The sequence below is a fragment of the Bacillus sp. MYb209 genome, assembly GCF_002975175.1.
Lineage (GTDB): Bacteria > Bacillota > Bacilli > Bacillales > Bacillaceae_G > Bacillus_A.
The window spans coordinates 183,242-197,835 of record NZ_PCNZ01000002.1; the positions used below are offsets into that span (position 1 = coordinate 183,242).

At 35.7% G+C, this 14,594-nt stretch carries 18 protein-coding genes; 14 read left to right on the forward strand and 4 right to left on the reverse strand.

Going from position 1 to position 14,594, the window contains the following annotated elements; translation table 11 throughout:
• Positions 1-251 precede the first annotated feature (251 nt).
• Together CQZ94_RS04500 and CQZ94_RS04505 are read left to right on the forward strand one after the other, a co-directional pair.
• Positions 252-1,637: an alkaline phosphatase gene (locus CQZ94_RS04500; RefSeq protein ID WP_105584443.1), complete on the forward strand. Its 1,386-nt coding sequence runs from the start codon at positions 252-254 to the stop codon at positions 1,635-1,637.
• A 54-nt stretch (positions 1,638-1,691) separates the two neighbouring features.
• Positions 1,692-2,156 carry a hypothetical protein gene (locus CQZ94_RS04505; protein WP_105584444.1) on the forward strand — a complete coding sequence of 155 codons (465 nt, stop codon included), beginning with the start codon at positions 1,692-1,694 and terminating at the stop codon, positions 2,154-2,156.
• A 156-nt stretch (positions 2,157-2,312) separates the two neighbouring features.
• Here CQZ94_RS04505 and CQZ94_RS04510 read toward each other — a convergent pair whose 3' ends face one another.
• Positions 2,313-2,963 (reverse strand): GTP pyrophosphokinase, encoded by a 651-nt coding sequence (locus CQZ94_RS04510; protein ID WP_105584445.1) that lies wholly within the window; start codon positions 2,961-2,963, stop codon positions 2,313-2,315.
• 304 nt (positions 2,964-3,267) lie between these two features.
• On the opposite strand from CQZ94_RS04510, the gene CQZ94_RS04515 reads away from it, so the two are divergent.
• The gene (locus CQZ94_RS04515) at positions 3,268-4,764 is read left to right on the forward strand and encodes a YcdB/YcdC domain-containing protein (RefSeq protein WP_105584446.1); all 1,497 of its coding nucleotides are present in this window, start codon (positions 3,268-3,270) and stop codon (positions 4,762-4,764) included.
• 54 nt (positions 4,765-4,818) lie between these two features.
• On the opposite strand, the gene CQZ94_RS04520 is transcribed toward CQZ94_RS04515, so the two are convergent.
• Positions 4,819-5,049, reverse strand: a complete 231-nt coding sequence (locus tag CQZ94_RS04520; RefSeq protein WP_105584447.1) for a hypothetical protein — start codon at positions 5,047-5,049, stop codon at positions 4,819-4,821.
• A gap of 258 nt (positions 5,050-5,307) precedes the next feature.
• Here CQZ94_RS04520 and sigK point away from each other — a divergent pair, with 258 nt between their 5' ends.
• Positions 5,308-6,021, forward strand: a complete 714-nt coding sequence (gene sigK / locus CQZ94_RS04525) for an RNA polymerase sporulation sigma factor SigK (RefSeq protein ID WP_000051382.1) — start codon at positions 5,308-5,310, stop codon at positions 6,019-6,021.
• A gap of 291 nt (positions 6,022-6,312) precedes the next feature.
• Complete coding sequence (locus tag CQZ94_RS04530; RefSeq protein ID WP_105584448.1) at positions 6,313-7,101, forward strand: phosphatidylserine decarboxylase; 789 nt, start codon at positions 6,313-6,315, stop codon at positions 7,099-7,101.
• A 152-nt stretch (positions 7,102-7,253) separates the two neighbouring features.
• Here CQZ94_RS04530 and sda read toward each other — a convergent pair whose 3' ends face one another.
• On the reverse strand, positions 7,254-7,409 hold the full coding sequence (sda, locus tag CQZ94_RS04535; protein WP_002015226.1) for a sporulation histidine kinase inhibitor Sda: 156 nt from the start codon (positions 7,407-7,409) through the stop codon (positions 7,254-7,256).
• A 246-nt stretch (positions 7,410-7,655) separates the two neighbouring features.
• Between sda and CQZ94_RS04540 the strand changes: the two genes are divergently transcribed.
• The 8 genes from CQZ94_RS04540 to CQZ94_RS04575 all read left to right on the forward strand — a co-directional run bounded on the left by CQZ94_RS04540 (position 7,656) and on the right by CQZ94_RS04575 (position 12,907).
• Positions 7,656-8,168, forward strand: a complete 513-nt coding sequence (locus tag CQZ94_RS04540; protein ID WP_002145684.1) for a YqeG family HAD IIIA-type phosphatase — start codon at positions 7,656-7,658, stop codon at positions 8,166-8,168.
• 3 nt (positions 8,169-8,171) lie between these two features.
• On the forward strand, positions 8,172-9,278 hold the full coding sequence (gene yqeH, locus CQZ94_RS04545) for a ribosome biogenesis GTPase YqeH (RefSeq protein ID WP_105584449.1): 1,107 nt from the start codon (positions 8,172-8,174) through the stop codon (positions 9,276-9,278).
• A 15-nt stretch (positions 9,279-9,293) separates the two neighbouring features.
• The gene (aroE, locus tag CQZ94_RS04550; RefSeq protein WP_105584450.1) at positions 9,294-10,127 is read left to right on the forward strand and encodes a shikimate dehydrogenase; all 834 of its coding nucleotides are present in this window, start codon (positions 9,294-9,296) and stop codon (positions 10,125-10,127) included.
• A 4-nt stretch (positions 10,128-10,131) separates the two neighbouring features.
• The gene (gene yhbY, locus CQZ94_RS04555) at positions 10,132-10,425 is read left to right on the forward strand and encodes a ribosome assembly RNA-binding protein YhbY (protein WP_000955223.1); all 294 of its coding nucleotides are present in this window, start codon (positions 10,132-10,134) and stop codon (positions 10,423-10,425) included.
• 254 nt (positions 10,426-10,679) lie between these two features.
• Positions 10,680-11,249 carry a nicotinate-nucleotide adenylyltransferase gene (locus tag CQZ94_RS04560; protein ID WP_001226028.1) on the forward strand — a complete coding sequence of 190 codons (570 nt, stop codon included), beginning with the start codon at positions 10,680-10,682 and terminating at the stop codon, positions 11,247-11,249.
• Positions 11,239-11,808 (forward strand): bis(5'-nucleosyl)-tetraphosphatase (symmetrical) YqeK, encoded by a 570-nt coding sequence (yqeK, locus tag CQZ94_RS04565; RefSeq protein ID WP_105584451.1) that lies wholly within the window; start codon positions 11,239-11,241, stop codon positions 11,806-11,808. The genes CQZ94_RS04560 and yqeK overlap by 11 nt, the downstream gene beginning before the upstream one ends.
• Entirely contained in the window at positions 11,805-12,161 is a 357-nt protein-coding gene (gene rsfS, locus CQZ94_RS04570) for a ribosome silencing factor (protein ID WP_000653209.1), read from the forward strand. Before yqeK ends, rsfS begins: the two co-directional genes overlap by 4 nt.
• A complete protein-coding gene (locus tag CQZ94_RS04575) occupies positions 12,158-12,907 on the forward strand; it encodes a class I SAM-dependent DNA methyltransferase (protein WP_002111917.1) in 750 nt (249 codons plus the stop codon). The genes rsfS and CQZ94_RS04575 overlap by 4 nt, the downstream gene beginning before the upstream one ends.
• Before the next feature lie 169 nt (positions 12,908-13,076).
• Here CQZ94_RS04575 and comER read toward each other — a convergent pair whose 3' ends face one another.
• Positions 13,077-13,904, reverse strand: coding sequence for a late competence protein ComER (comER, locus tag CQZ94_RS04580; RefSeq protein ID WP_105584452.1), 828 nt, complete (start codon positions 13,902-13,904; stop codon positions 13,077-13,079).
• Positions 13,905-13,981: 77 nt separating this feature from the next.
• On the opposite strand from comER, the gene CQZ94_RS04585 reads away from it, so the two are divergent.
• Positions 13,982-14,581: a helix-hairpin-helix domain-containing protein gene (locus CQZ94_RS04585; RefSeq protein WP_105584453.1), complete on the forward strand. Its 600-nt coding sequence runs from the start codon at positions 13,982-13,984 to the stop codon at positions 14,579-14,581.
• Positions 14,582-14,594: the final 13 nt, after the last annotated feature.

Here is a 14,594-nt window from a genome sequence, read left to right on the forward strand (position 1 = left end):
AAATTAGAAAAAAAGTAGAGAACGGAATGTTACAAAATGTAAAGTAATAGATTTACGTTAAAAGAAATCCAATTTGTTTATATTTAGTTTGTAAAGGGCATTATGCTTGATATGAAAGGATAAAGTTATACAAATTATAACTGATATTTACATAAGTTAACAAAAAATTTACATATAACTACTTTTATCTTAATAGTCTTCTATTAGATTGAATAGTGGGAAATGAATAACCTAATTAGGGGGACAAGACAGTGAAAAAGTTTGTAAAAAAAGCATGGCCATTTGCAGTGGTGGCGTCGTTAGCAGTTACTTCGGTAGCGACATGGAATTTTACGCGTTCTAGTGAGGTTAATGCAGATGAGAATGGAAGCAATGCAAAGATTAAAAATGTCATTGTATTAATTGGGGATGGTATGGGACCTTCATATATGACAGCTCATCGCTATATGAAAGATAATCCAAAAACATTTGAGATGGAATCTACAGAGTTTGATAAACATCTTGTAGGGACACAAAAAACATATCCAGAAGATGAACATGAAAATATTACAGACTCTGCATCGGCAGCAACTGCGATGTCAGCAGGTATAAAAACATATAATGCAGCAATTGCAGTTGATAATGATAAAGCTGAAGTGAAAACAGTGTTGGAGCAAGCGAAAGAAAAAGGGAAGTCAACGGGACTCGTTGCAACATCTGAAATTACGCATGCAACACCAGCTGCATTCGGTGCACATGATATTAGTCGTAAAAATATGGATGCAATTGCAAATGATTACTTTGATGAGAAAATTAAAGGTAAGCATAAAATAGATGTTATGCTTGGCGGTGGCGTAAATAACTTTGTTAGAAAAGACCGCAATCTTACAGAAGAGTTTAAGAAGTCTGGTTATAGTTATGTAACAGATCGTAATCAATTATTAAATGATAAAAGCGATCAAGTTCTTGGCTTATTTGCACCAGGTGGTTTAGACAAAATGATTGACCGTAATGACAAAACACCTTCATTAGAAGAGATGACAAATACCGCGATTGAGCGCTTGAACAAAAATAAAAATGGTTTCTTCTTAATGGTCGAAGGTAGTCAAATTGATTGGGCTGGACATGATAATGATATTGTCGGTGCAATGAGTGAAATGGAAGACTTCGAAAAAGCGTTTAAAGCAGCAATTGAGTTTGCGAAAAAAGATAAGAACACATTAGTTGTTGCAACTGCAGACCATGCTACTGGAGGATTATCTTTAGGTGCGAATGGTGAGTATAATTTTAAAGTAGATCCGATTAAAGCTGCGAAACGTACGCCAGACTTTATGGCAAATGAGATTGTAAAAGGTGCAAATGTAGAAGAAACATTGAAAAAGTATATTAATCTACAATTAACACCAGAAGAAATTAAAGCTGTAAATGATATAGCTCCATCAAAAGATGTAACAAAGATTGATAATGCAATTGAAGATATCTTCAATAAGCGTTCGGTTACAGGTTGGACAACGGGTGGACATACAGGTGAAGATGTGAACGTATATGCATTCGGACCAGGTAAATACTTATTCTCTGGCGTTCAAGAGAATACAAATATAGCTAAACGTGTCTTTGACATTGTTGGCGGCGGCGACCCGAATAAAGGAAGACGCTAATTATAAATGAAAGTGAGGCGAAATGCCTCACTTTTCTTTTTAGGAGATGGAAAGATGGGAGTTTTCTTAGGTAAATTAAGATTCCTTCTAGTATTTGTATTATTGCTAGTTGGATGTCAATCTCAAGAGAATAATATAGAACAAAAATCTGCTGAAAAAACTGAGGAAAAGGTACATATAACGAAAGAAGAAGAGAAATCCATTCAAGATGTTATTGAGGCATTTGTACGGACGACGAATGAAAAAAATCTTGCTGAACATATGGAGTTATTTTCAAAGAAGATGCCTAGTGCTGAAGACTTAAAAACACAAAAGGAAGCGGCATTTCAAAAGGGGAATAAGAAAATAGAATTAGAACATATGAATATGAAAGCTCTTAAAGGTGGGCTTGTTATTGTTGAAACGGCGGAAAAAGAAGTAGATGGAGGGGTTACTCTTCAGAAGAAAATCCAGTATGCACTTGGAAAAGAAGAAGATGGGTGGAAGATTGAAGAGGTTCGTACGATAGAGAAGAAATAAAGTGAAACTTTAATCAGTGGGGGTTTTGTCCATCCCCCACTGATTATTGGCCTTCACCAATCGGGCTTTTACGGGCAGCCCGACTCCCTCGCATTCGCAGAATTTTGAGGTGGGAGTTAGGTGAGATAAAAAAGGTTCTCATAGGAGAGAACCTTTTTAAAGTGGTAATAAAATTTGATTTGAACACGCTTCAATGTCATCAATATCTTGACGGATTGTTGCCATCTTATTATCGAGTTCTTCAGCTTTCATAGCAGCGTCATGTAGTTCATCTTTCAAATAGTCAGGTATATTTCCTTCATATTTGTAGTAAAGTTTATGTTCTAAACTTGCCCAAAAGTCCATGGCAAGTGTACGTAATTGAATTTCTGCAAAGACATCTTTCGTACCAGAATTTAGTGACAATGGATATTTAATAATCATATGCAAACTTTTATAGCCATTTCCTTTTGGATTAGCAATATAATCTTTTACTTCTACAATTTCCATGTCTCCACGATTTTCAATAACTTCTTTTAAATGATAAATATCTTCTACAAAGCAACATGTAATACGGATGCCAATAATATCTTGTAATTGTGTTTGAGCATTTTCAACTGTTGGTGATAAGTTTTTACGCTCAAGCTTCCTAATGATACTTTCGGGTTGTTTAAGTCTTGTTTTTATATGTTCAAACGGGTTGTAGTCTTCTAAAAATTGAGCTTCCCGGTTCATAATTTCAAATTTAGTTTTTAACTCTTCTAAAGCAAATGTATAAGGTAATACAAAAGCTTTCCAGTAGTTAACTGTTGATTGGTTATATTCCATTTCTATACACACCTTTTCTTATTTACAAGTGAAGTTGTTATTATACTAAACACCAAATCATGTAGGCACAAGCAGCAAATGATGAGATCATAAAGCGATATTTAGTTTTCATCTTTTCAACCCCTTTCAAATGAAATTATATATGAATAAACGTCATTGTTAGTAATTTCACTATGTACAATTCTTATAGTAATAGATTCATGTGAAATTCGTATGAACTAATTGTTTCAGCTTTTTGTCTTTTTGCTAATGACTTTTGGTTTTGTTTGTTATAATCACCTTAAATTGTAATAAGGGAGAGGGTATGATGAATCCAAAAGATAAAGAAAGAAAAGAGCAAGTGGCTCATATTATTGAAATTCCAGATGAATATAGGCTTGTTGTAGATGATCAAGAAGGAGTGGATGATCCTTATCATTTATTATGGTGGGGGCATAAAGAGGATGAGGAGAAACAGATACAAATTTCATTAAATAGGCATACTGGTAATCTATTTGAATTCAGGATAGATGATGAAAATTATTTTTCGAGTGATAAAGAAGTGATAGAGGAGAATAAGGCAAAAGAAATTGCAAATGCATTTATAAAAAAATATACAAAAGAAGGATTAGAGTTTTATACATATGTAACTGTTAAGGACGACTGGCGTGGTTGGAAAGAAATAAATTATATGCAGGAAGTGAATGGATATCCATTGCCGGATACAGGGTGTGTTGTGCGAGTTCATCCTTCAGGTAATGTTGTGAATTTCCGTTATAACGGAGGGAAAAGTATACAGGAAAAACCGTTATGGCCAATTGAAATTGTTGATGAGAGCACAGTTTTAGATAACCTCAAGGCTAGACAAGATATAAGACTTGTATTTGCTGATTTAACATACTCCTCATGTGAATATGAAAGTGGAGAAGAAGTAAAAGGGTACCATCTTGTGTATGAGCCAGAACCTAGTCATGCGTTTATTGATGCAAGTACAGGTAAAGATTTGTTTGGCCCAGATCATTATAAATTGCCTCCAACTGTAGCTGTTGAAAAACCGAAAAAAGGTAGTCAACAAGATGATATATTCGATTTATTTGACTGGGATAAAGAAAGTTTTACAAAAGTAGCTGAGACGGAAAATGAAGATGGAATAAGGATGAAATTTGTTCCGAAAGAGGAATTACAAAAACAGAAAGAAGAAAAGAATCCATATTTAATGAATGAATTCTTTAAAAAGCATTTACCGATGTTAAAATATAATAATTTAGTTGGCATTAAGATTGATAAATCAACCAATGAATTAATTGGTTTTATAAAACTGACAGACGATAAAGAAGTAAAACAAATACTGTCTAGAGAGGAATGTTTACAAAAAGTACTTCAATTTCTAGAACGAGTTATTCCAGATATCACACAATATCTTCGTCTTTGGGAAGAACGTGAAGAAGCAGAAGATGGGATTGAAAGATTTACCTTTTCCGTATATGTGAATGGTATTCCAGCAGAGTATAACCAATTTAGGGTCAATATCAATACAGAAAATGCTGCTGTGATGCACTATTCAGGAGAATCTGGCAACATTATAAAAGAATTACTTGCATATGAAACAACACCAAAAGTAACAAAAGAAAAAGCGTTAGAAATATATAGAGGGGCCATCCGAGTTAAATTAGAATGGTTTATAGATCATGATGCAGAGGAAACGAAATACGAACTACTGTATAAACAAACGACGGATGAAAATCATAAAGAACCCTTCGACTGTAGTCGAGAAATTCGTTATATTGATGCCCACACTGGGGAAAAGATTTGGAGTAAATAAGTCTTTAAATAGGGAAAAAGGTCTTCGAGAGAAGACCTTTTTTAGAAAGAACGATTATTCTTCGCATGTATCAATTTTGTATAACCACTTCTGTACACTAGCAGGTGGTCCTTCTGTTCTCCACTTTGTTGTACACATGCCGCAAGAACAGTGAACTTTTCCTTTTGCAAAAAAAACGACAATTTCAGGAGTATATCCCCATGCGTGTTTTGCAATATTCATCTTTCGGCGCATTGTACGCTGACGTTGGTGTCTTGTATAAGCACGTGTTCTTTCAAATTTCATATTTGTAATCCCTCCTTGTAGTACAAGCAGCTTGCAAGAGCGTACAAGGAGTTCATCTCTTACAAGCTACTTATGAACAAGAGGGTAATGAAATGTTTCATATTCCATTCTACTATTTTTTGTTTAAGTATACGTATCGAAGCTTTGTGCGACAAATATTATGCTTAAAAACATGTTGGAATGATATCGTACAGACACAAACAACCTCATGCCCACATACACATAGTAAAGACCACTATTTTGGCGGAGGTGAAGGGTTTGAGTCTATTCGCCGCAATTGGATATATGGTTCGAGAAGTGTTTGTATTTGTTTCTTATGTGAAGAACAATGCGTTCCCGCAGCCGTTATCATCAGATGATGAGAGAAAGTACTTAGAGTTAATGGAGCAAGGTGATGCTCAAGCGAGAAATCTTTTAATTGAACATAATTTACGGCTTGTAGCTCATATTGTTAAGAAATTCGAAAACACTGGTGAAGATGCAGAAGATTTAATTTCAATTGGTACCATTGGGCTTATTAAAGCGATTGAAAGCTATTCAGCAGGGAAAGGAACTAAGCTTGCAACATATGCAGCACGCTGTATCGAAAATGAAATTTTGATGCATTTACGTGTGCTGAAGAAAACGAAAAAAGACGTTTCACTTCATGATCCGATCGGGCAAGATAAAGAGGGTAATGAAATATCGCTTATTGATATATTAAAATCAGAATCTGAAGATGTAATTGATATGATTCAGCTTAGTATGGAGTTAGAAAAAATTAAAGAGTATATCGATATTTTAGACGAACGAGAGAAAGAAGTAATTGTGAAGCGTTTTGGACTTGGGCTTGATAAAGAGAAAACACAGAGGGAGATTGCGAAGGCACTCGGTATTTCAAGAAGCTACGTATCGCGAATTGAAAAGCGTGCTTTAATGAAAATGTTCCACGAATTTGTGCGGGCTGAGAAAGAGAAAAAAGCAAAAGAATAATGTATATTGTAGGCAGTTACACTTTAAAAGTGGCTGCTTTTCTTTCGGGAAAACGGAAAGAAAACGAGCTGTTCTAAGAAGAAATACATGTTCACTGTTGAAAATGGCGGGTTCTATCTGTAATATTAGAAGGTGCTAAACAATTTAAGAATAAAAATTATACTTAGTTTTTCGTCGTGTATAACGAGACGGCTCCATTCTATATGTGGGAATAAGAACCAATTTTACATATGATATAGAGAGAAAAGAAGGGGAAACTAAAGTTATAGGCTGATTAGGAGGTTTCGTAATTTGCGACGGACATTATATCGACTTATGATCGAACTTACAAATGGTCGTTTTACTTCTTATATATTACGTAAATTTGCACAATCTCGTTTGAGCTCTATCATTATTCCATCGTATGCGAAAGTTTTTCAAATTAATCAAGATGAGATGGAAAATGGTTTGAAGGAATATCGAACATTGCATGATTTATTTACACGTAGGCTAAAAGAAGGAAAGCGTAGTATTGATACTGATGCATCGAGTATCGTTAGTCCTGTTGATGGTGTTTTTGCTGATCAAGGTCCTATTGAGGATACAAAAACATTCAATATAAAAGGAAAGCGTTATTCAATTGTGGATATGCTAGGTAATGAAGAGCGTGCAAAGCGATATGCAGGCGGTACATATATGGTAATTTATTTGAGTCCAAGTCATTATCATCGTATTCATAGCCCGCTCTCTGGCTCTGTGACTGAAAGATTTGTACTCGGCAGAAAATCATATCCGGTAAATGCAGCGGGTATGGAGTATGGGAAAGAACCATTGTCAAAAAATTATCGCTCTGTTACAGAAGTAAATAGTGAAGGCGAACATATGGCGCTTGTAAAAGTAGGTGCTATGTTTGTTAATAGTATCGAGCTCCTTCATGAAAGAAGTACTGTTCAAAAAGGTGAAGAGATGGCATACTTTACATTTGGCTCAACAGTTGTTTTATTATTTGAAAAAGATATGATTGAAGTAGTGCAGGAATTGACAAGTGGGCAAGAGCTGCGTCTTGGTGAAAAAATTGCAACCCGAGTATCTCATAAGTAAAGAAAAGATTTTATAATATACTTATGAAGCTCTAATTAAGAAATGTGGACAAAGATGCTTAATGAAGAAATCCCCTAGATGGGAGTACTTGTTTATTCGAGAGCCATCGCAGGATGGCTCTTTTTACAGGTCAATCAGCAATCTATATGTACTCAAGAAGATTTGACGAGCTTGTCCTCTAACGAGCGTCTAATAATTTCTTGTTTTATAAGTAAAATGAAGTCGGGATTTAATTTTAGTTCTTTTGCTTTATAATAAGACTCAGTGAGTAAATCAGTAGATAACTGTTCCATATGTTTTGTTTTCAAGGTGAGTCACCTCCTAATAATATAAGGATTGATTCGTTGTTGCATTTAATGTACCAAAAAAATATGACAGTCACAAACAAGAGGTTATCCACATACCTCGGTGGATAAAATGTGCATAGAATGTTAGTAAAATCAGAATTGGCTGAAAAATTAATGTGGAAAGTGTGTACAAGTTTATCCACAGGTTATCTATCGAAAAATGTTGTCGAAAAATTTTATGGAAAATCCTCAAAGAGGTGAAAGAAATTGAAGTTATTTTTACCAAATGAATATGTGAAAAATGTATATCATGTTCAACCAGAAGATTTGAAAAAACGTGGAATTAAAGGAGTTATTACTGATTTAGATAACACTTTAATTGAATGGGATCGTCCAAACGCAACACCACAACTTGAAGAGTGGTTTTTGAAAATGAAAGAAAATGATATTCAAGTAACGGTCGTTTCAAATAATAACGAGCAACGCGTTAAAGACTTCGCTGACCCATTAGGTATTCCGTTTATTCATAGTGCGCGCAAACCGTTTGTTCGCGCATTTAAGCGTGCGATACACGAGATGCATTTACAGCCAGATGAAGTTGTAGTAATTGGAGATCAGTTACTAACGGATGTGCTCGGCGGGAATCGTGTGGGACTTCATACAATTTTAGTTGTACCGGTAGCGCAAACGGACGGATTGGTGACACGCTTTAATCGGAAAATTGAACGAAGAATTATGAGAAACATGAAGAAAAAAGGCTTAATTAATTGGGAGGAATAAAGTTTGATTGAAATAATTAAATGTATTGGTTGCGGTGTAGAAATTCAAACAGAAAATAAAAATGAAATAGGATACGCTCCTGCATCATCTTTAGAGAAGGAACAAGTAATTTGTCAACGTTGTTTTCGTTTGAAACATTATAACGAAATTCAAGATGTATCTTTGACAGACGATGATTTCCTTCGTATTTTAAACGGAATTGGACAATCGGAAGCATTAGTGGTCAAAATCGTAGATATTTTCGATTTCAATGGTAGCTGGTTACCGGGCTTACATCGTTTTGTAGGGAATAATAAAGTATTACTTGTTGGGAATAAAGCTGACTTAATTCCAAAGTCAGTTAAGCATGATAAAGTAAAACATTGGATGCGCTACAGTGCAAAGCAACTTGGTTTAAAACCAGAAGATGTCTTTTTAATTAGTGCAGCTAAAGGACAAGGAATCGCTGAACTTGCTGATGCAATTGAGCATTACCGCGAAGGTAAAGATGTTTATGTTGTTGGATGTACGAATGTTGGTAAATCAACATTTATTAATCGTATGATTAAAGAATTTAGTGATGAGACTGAGAATGTAATTACAACATCACATTTCCCAGGAACAACACTTGATTTAATTGATATTCCATTAGATGAAACATCATCTTTATACGATACACCAGGTATTATTAATCATCATCAAATGGCGCATTATGTTGGGAAACAAAGCTTAAAGCTTATTACACCGACTACAGAGGTTAAGCCGATGGTATTCCAATTAAACGAAGAACAAACATTATTCTTTGGTGGATTAGCACGATTTGATTATGTAAGTGGGGGCCGTCGTGCATTCACTTGTCATTTCTCAAACCGTTTAACAATCCATCGTACAAAGCTTGAAAAGGCTGATGAATTGTACGAAAAACACGCTGGGGAATTATTGAATCCACCGACACCAGAAGAATTAGAAAATATGCCTGAGTTTGTGAAATATGAATTTAATATTCGTGAGCCGAAAACGGACGTTGTATTCTCTGGATTGGGCTGGGTTACTGTAAATGAATCAGGAGCGAAAATTGTTGCTCATGTACCAAAAGGAGTAAGTGTTTCATTACGTAAATCTTTAATTTAATATGGAGAGGGATTTATGAAACAATTATATGGTGTAATCGGAAATCCAATTGGACATTCATTATCACCCGTTATGCATAACGATGCATTTGAACACTTGAATATGGATGCCCATTATCATGCGTTTCTTGTAGAAGAAGAAGCGCTAGGGGAAGCAGTAAAAGGTTTGAAAGCATTAGGTATTTCAGGATTTAATGTAACGACTCCGCATAAAGTTGCAATTATGGAGTACTTGGATGAGGTTGCCCCGCTAGCAAGGCAAATCGGTGCGGTAAATACAGTAGTTCATCGAGATGGAAAATTGATTGGGTATAATACAGATGGAATTGGTTTTGTTCGTGCCCTGCAGTCAATTAGTGAAGATCCACTTCAAGAGAAACGTATTTTATTAATCGGTGCAGGTGGTGCTAGTCGAGCTATTTACTTCTCGCTTGCAGATGTAGGTGTGAAAGAAATTGATATTGCTAATCGTACGAGAGATAAGGCGGAAAATCTTATCGCTGGGTGCATGGCAAATGTTAATTCGCATGCTCTATCGTTAGAATGTGCAGCAGAAAATCAAGGGGAATATGATATCATCATCCAAACAACAACGATAGGTATGCATCCACGTGTTGAGTATACGCCGCTGGAAATTCGTTCATTGAAACAAGGAACGATTGTTTCTGATATTATTTATAATCCATTTGAGACGAAAATTTTAGGCGATGCGAAAGAACAAGGTGCAATAATTCAAAATGGAATCGATATGTTCGTTTATCAAGGTGCACTTGCATTTGAAATGTGGACAGGGTGTGTGCCGAATATTGATAGAATGAAACAATTAGTAATGAGAGAGCTTGGAGGCTAATTATATGTTAACAGGAAAACAAAAAAGATTTTTACGTGCAAAGGCACATCATTTAACACCGATTTTTCAAGTTGGAAAAGGTGGCGTGAATGAAAATATGGTGAAACAAATTGGAGAAGCATTAGAAGTTCGTGAACTATTTAAAGTGAGCGTATTACAAAACTGTGAATTTGATCGTCGTGAAGTTGCAGAAGAGCTTGCACAAGGTGCACGAGCTGAAATCGTTCAAGTAATCGGAAGCACAATTGTTTTATACAAAGAATCAAGAGAAAATAAGCAGATTAAACTTCCACGATAAATTGAAACTTTAATTTGTGTTTTTTAGCCTTCACCAATTGGGCTTTTGTGTGCAGTTAATTTCCCATCTAACCTAGTTATTGTCAGTGACTTTTGAGGTGTTGGCAAATAGCAGGATAAAAAATTACGTAAATTATTTCCATAATTGACGCTTGATAGATAGAGAGTGAAATCAATTGAACTTTTATTAACAGTAGGCTCTCTTCGAATATTTATGGGGAGAGTTGCTGTATGTAAAAGGAAGGGGCGTTTCTTTTGAGAAAAATTGGCATTATTGGTGGCACGTTTGATCCACCTCATAATGGGCATTTGTTAATTGCAAATGAAGTGTATCATGCTTTAGGGTTGGAAGAGGTATGGTTTTTGCCGAATCAGATTCCGCCGCACAAGCAAGGACGTAACATTACGAGTGTGAAAAGTCGATTAAACATGCTGCAAATAGCGACTGAGGAAGAAGCATACTTTTCAATTTGTTTAGAAGAGCTAGACAGAGAAGGCCCATCTTATACGTACGACACTATGGTACAATTAACGGAGAAGTATCCGGATGTGCAGTTTCACTTTATTATTGGCGGAGACATGGTTGAGTACTTGCCGAAGTGGTATAACATTGAAAAGTTACTTAAGCTTGTGACTTTCGTTGGAGTTGCAAGACCAGGTTATACATTACATACGCCTTATGATATCGTAAAAGTGGAGATTCCGGAGTTTGCAGTTTCTTCTTCTCTGTTACGGGAGAGATATATGACGAAGAAAACGTGCAAATATTTACTCCCTGAAAAAGTACAGGTATATATCGAGAGGAATGGGTTGTATGAATCGTGAGGAAGCACTTAGTATTGTCAAACAACAAATGCATGAAAAACGTTATATACACACGATTGGTGTAATGGAAACAGCGATTGAACTTGCTCGGTTATATGGTGTAGATGAGAAAAAGGCAGAGATGGCTGCTATATTTCACGATTATGCAAAATGTAGAGCGATTCCAGAAATGGAAGAGATTATTAAGAGAGAAGTTTTGCCGAAGGATCTACTGCACTATAACAAAGAGTTATGGCATGCACCTGTTGGGGCATACTTAGTAGAAAAAGAAGTAGGCATTACTGATCCTGAAATTCTACAAGCTATTACATATCATACAAGTGGTCATGAAAAAATGACAATGTTAGATAAAGTTATTTATGTAGCAGATTACATTGAACCAGGACGTAAGTTTCCTGGTGTGGAAGAAGCGAGGAAACTCGCATATAAAGATATAAATCAAGCTTTACTGTTTGCTTTAAAGCGAACAATTCAATTTTTAATGGAAAAAGATCAAACGATTTATCCATTAACATTTCAAACATACAATGCAGTTATCAAGGAGGAAATTAATAAATGAAAGATAAAGAGTTATTAGTATTAGCGGCAAAAGCAGCTGATGATAAGAGAGCAGAAGATATGGTTGTACTAAATATGCAAGGTATTTCACCGATTGCAGACTATTTTATTATTTGTCACGGAAATTCAGACAAGCAAGTACAAGCAATTGCACGTGAAATTAAAGCGAAGGCACATGAGTTCGAAATTAACGTACAACGTATGGAAGGCTTTGATGAAGCGCGTTGGGTTTTAGTAGACCTTGGTGATGTGGTTGCTCATGTATTCCATAAAGATGAGCGTAATCACTATAATTTAGAGCGTCTATGGGGCGATGTGCCGCGTGAAGATATTGCAGATGAGCTAGATCAATGAAATACGAACAATTTGCTTTGCTGTATGACGAACTGATGAATGATGTCCCTTATGATAAATGGGTGGAATTCACAGAGGAAAGTTTACAACAGGCATCTATGAAAGAGGCAAAAATTCTTGACGTAGCATGTGGAACTGGTAACGTAACACTTCCGCTTGTGCGAAAAGGTTATGATTTAATTGGTGTAGATCTTTCGGAAGAAATGTTAACTGTCGCACAGCAAAAATTGGGGGGAGAAGGTTATTTTATTCCTTTTTACCAACAAGACATGAGAGAGCTCGATGTTCCTGGTGAATTTGATTGTGTGACAATCTTTTGTGACTCATTAAATTATGTATTGCAAGAAGATGGAGTGCAAGAAACATTTAGAAGAGTTTTCCACCATTTACGTCAGGATGGCTTGTTTTTATTCGATGTACACTCTTTATATAAAATACATCACGTATTTCAAAATGAAACATATACAGTGAACGGCGAAGAAATATCACTTATTTGGAACTGCTTCCCTGGAGAAGAATCAGATAGTGTGGAACATGATTTGACATTCTTTGTACAAGATTCAGAAGAAGATGTGTATCATCGTTTTGACGAATGTCACGTGCAGCGTGCGTATTCGGTTGAAGTGTTAACAAAATGGCTTGAAGAAGCTGGGTTTACAGTACTTCGCGTCACAGGTGACTTTGAACGAATTGAAGTGACAGAACAAACAGAGCGCATCTTTTTTATGGCGAAGAAGAATGGATAAAAAAAGCAACCGATAAGGTTGCTTTTTTTTATAGAAAAGATGTAGTTTTAGTTCTAGAAAAATAAAAAGGTGATATGTGTAAAGTGTAAAAATGCTAGTTTTAGTGAAAATGTAGCATGAAAAAGATAGGTATTAATAAAAAGGATTTGGAATTCGGATGGCGTATTTATTATGTGTGTTTATTGAATTGCTGCTCAACGCACTTTAAATCTTCATCAAATTTCTCATGTGTCCGTTCAATTAATTTATGAAACATATCCCCAACATGCTCTTCTAAAATACGAATACCTTCTCCTGTAACACCGCCTTTGACGCATACCTTTTCTTGTAAAGTAGGTAATGTGAAAATCTCTTTTTCGAGTAATTTCCCCATCCCAATGACCATTTCACTTACTAAAGTAGTGGCTTCTTCATGTGTAATATTTGTTTTATCTACAGCGGCGTTAATGAAACATTGTAATAAATAACTAAAAAAAGCAGGGCCACAGCTTGCTATATCAGATGAAACGCGCGTTATATCTTCTTCTATAACAAGGGGAGTAGAAATGTTTTTGAATAGACGAAGTAGTTGTTGCTGCCATTCTTCAGAGCAGTTATTTCCAAAGGTAAATAGTGATGCGCCTGATAAGGCTCGGTTGGTGATGCTTGGAATGATACGTGCGACATGGCAAGGTACAAGTGTTTCTAATTGTGCTGGAGATATTGGACTTGTGATAGAAACTAAGCACTTTTCATCAGAAAAATGTTCAGCGTATTTTTGTAGGATAGGATATATATCTATCGGTTTTACGCAAATAAAAATAAGCTGCGATTGTTCGATTACCTCTTGGGTTATTTTGGCTATATGAATAGAAGGGTATTTTTCTTTTATATGATATGCTTTGGCAGGCGTCCGATTAATAATAGTAAGGCACGAAGGTTTGACAGCACGGGTTTCTAAAAATGCATCGATTAGTATATTCCCCATGTTCCCTGTCCCTATAATTCCTATGTTCAATGTTTCATCCCTCCTTCGTAACAGCTTTCTCCTAAACAATATGAATGATGTTATAAATTTATGATTAGAGGTGTAAAATGATGTGGGATTTTCAAAAAAAATGGTTGGGATTAGTGGTTATTATTGGCACTTTGATTTTTCTTTTTTTCTGGAAAATGAATCAGCATACAGAGCAAACGCTCATTACAACGGAAGTTCAAGCGAAAGATGTGGAGAAAAAAAGTAAACCGAAAATATTGGATACAAAGGAACAGAAAAAAATAATTATAATTGATGTGAAAGGGGCGGTTTTTAAAGAGGGTGTGTATGAAATGAAGGAAGGGGACCGGGTGAAGGAGGCGGTTGAAAAAGCTGGTGGTTTGTTGCCGGATGCAGATATGAAGAAAGTGAATTTGGCGCAAATGGTCCAAGACCAAATGCTTCTTTATGTTCCTAACAAGAATGAGCTAGTGCAAGAAGGGACTACTTTTTCAAAAAGCGAGGGTAAAGTGCAAATAAATACAGCTTCTAAAGAGCAACTTGAAAAAATAACAGGCATTGGTTCTCGGAAAGCGGAAAGTATTTTGAAATATCGAGAAGAACACGGCCCGTTTCAGAAAATAGATGATTTATTGGAGATTGATGGGATTGGTGCGAAGTCTTTAGAGAAAATAAAAGATCAAATTATTATTCCGTAAAAGATTGACGAAG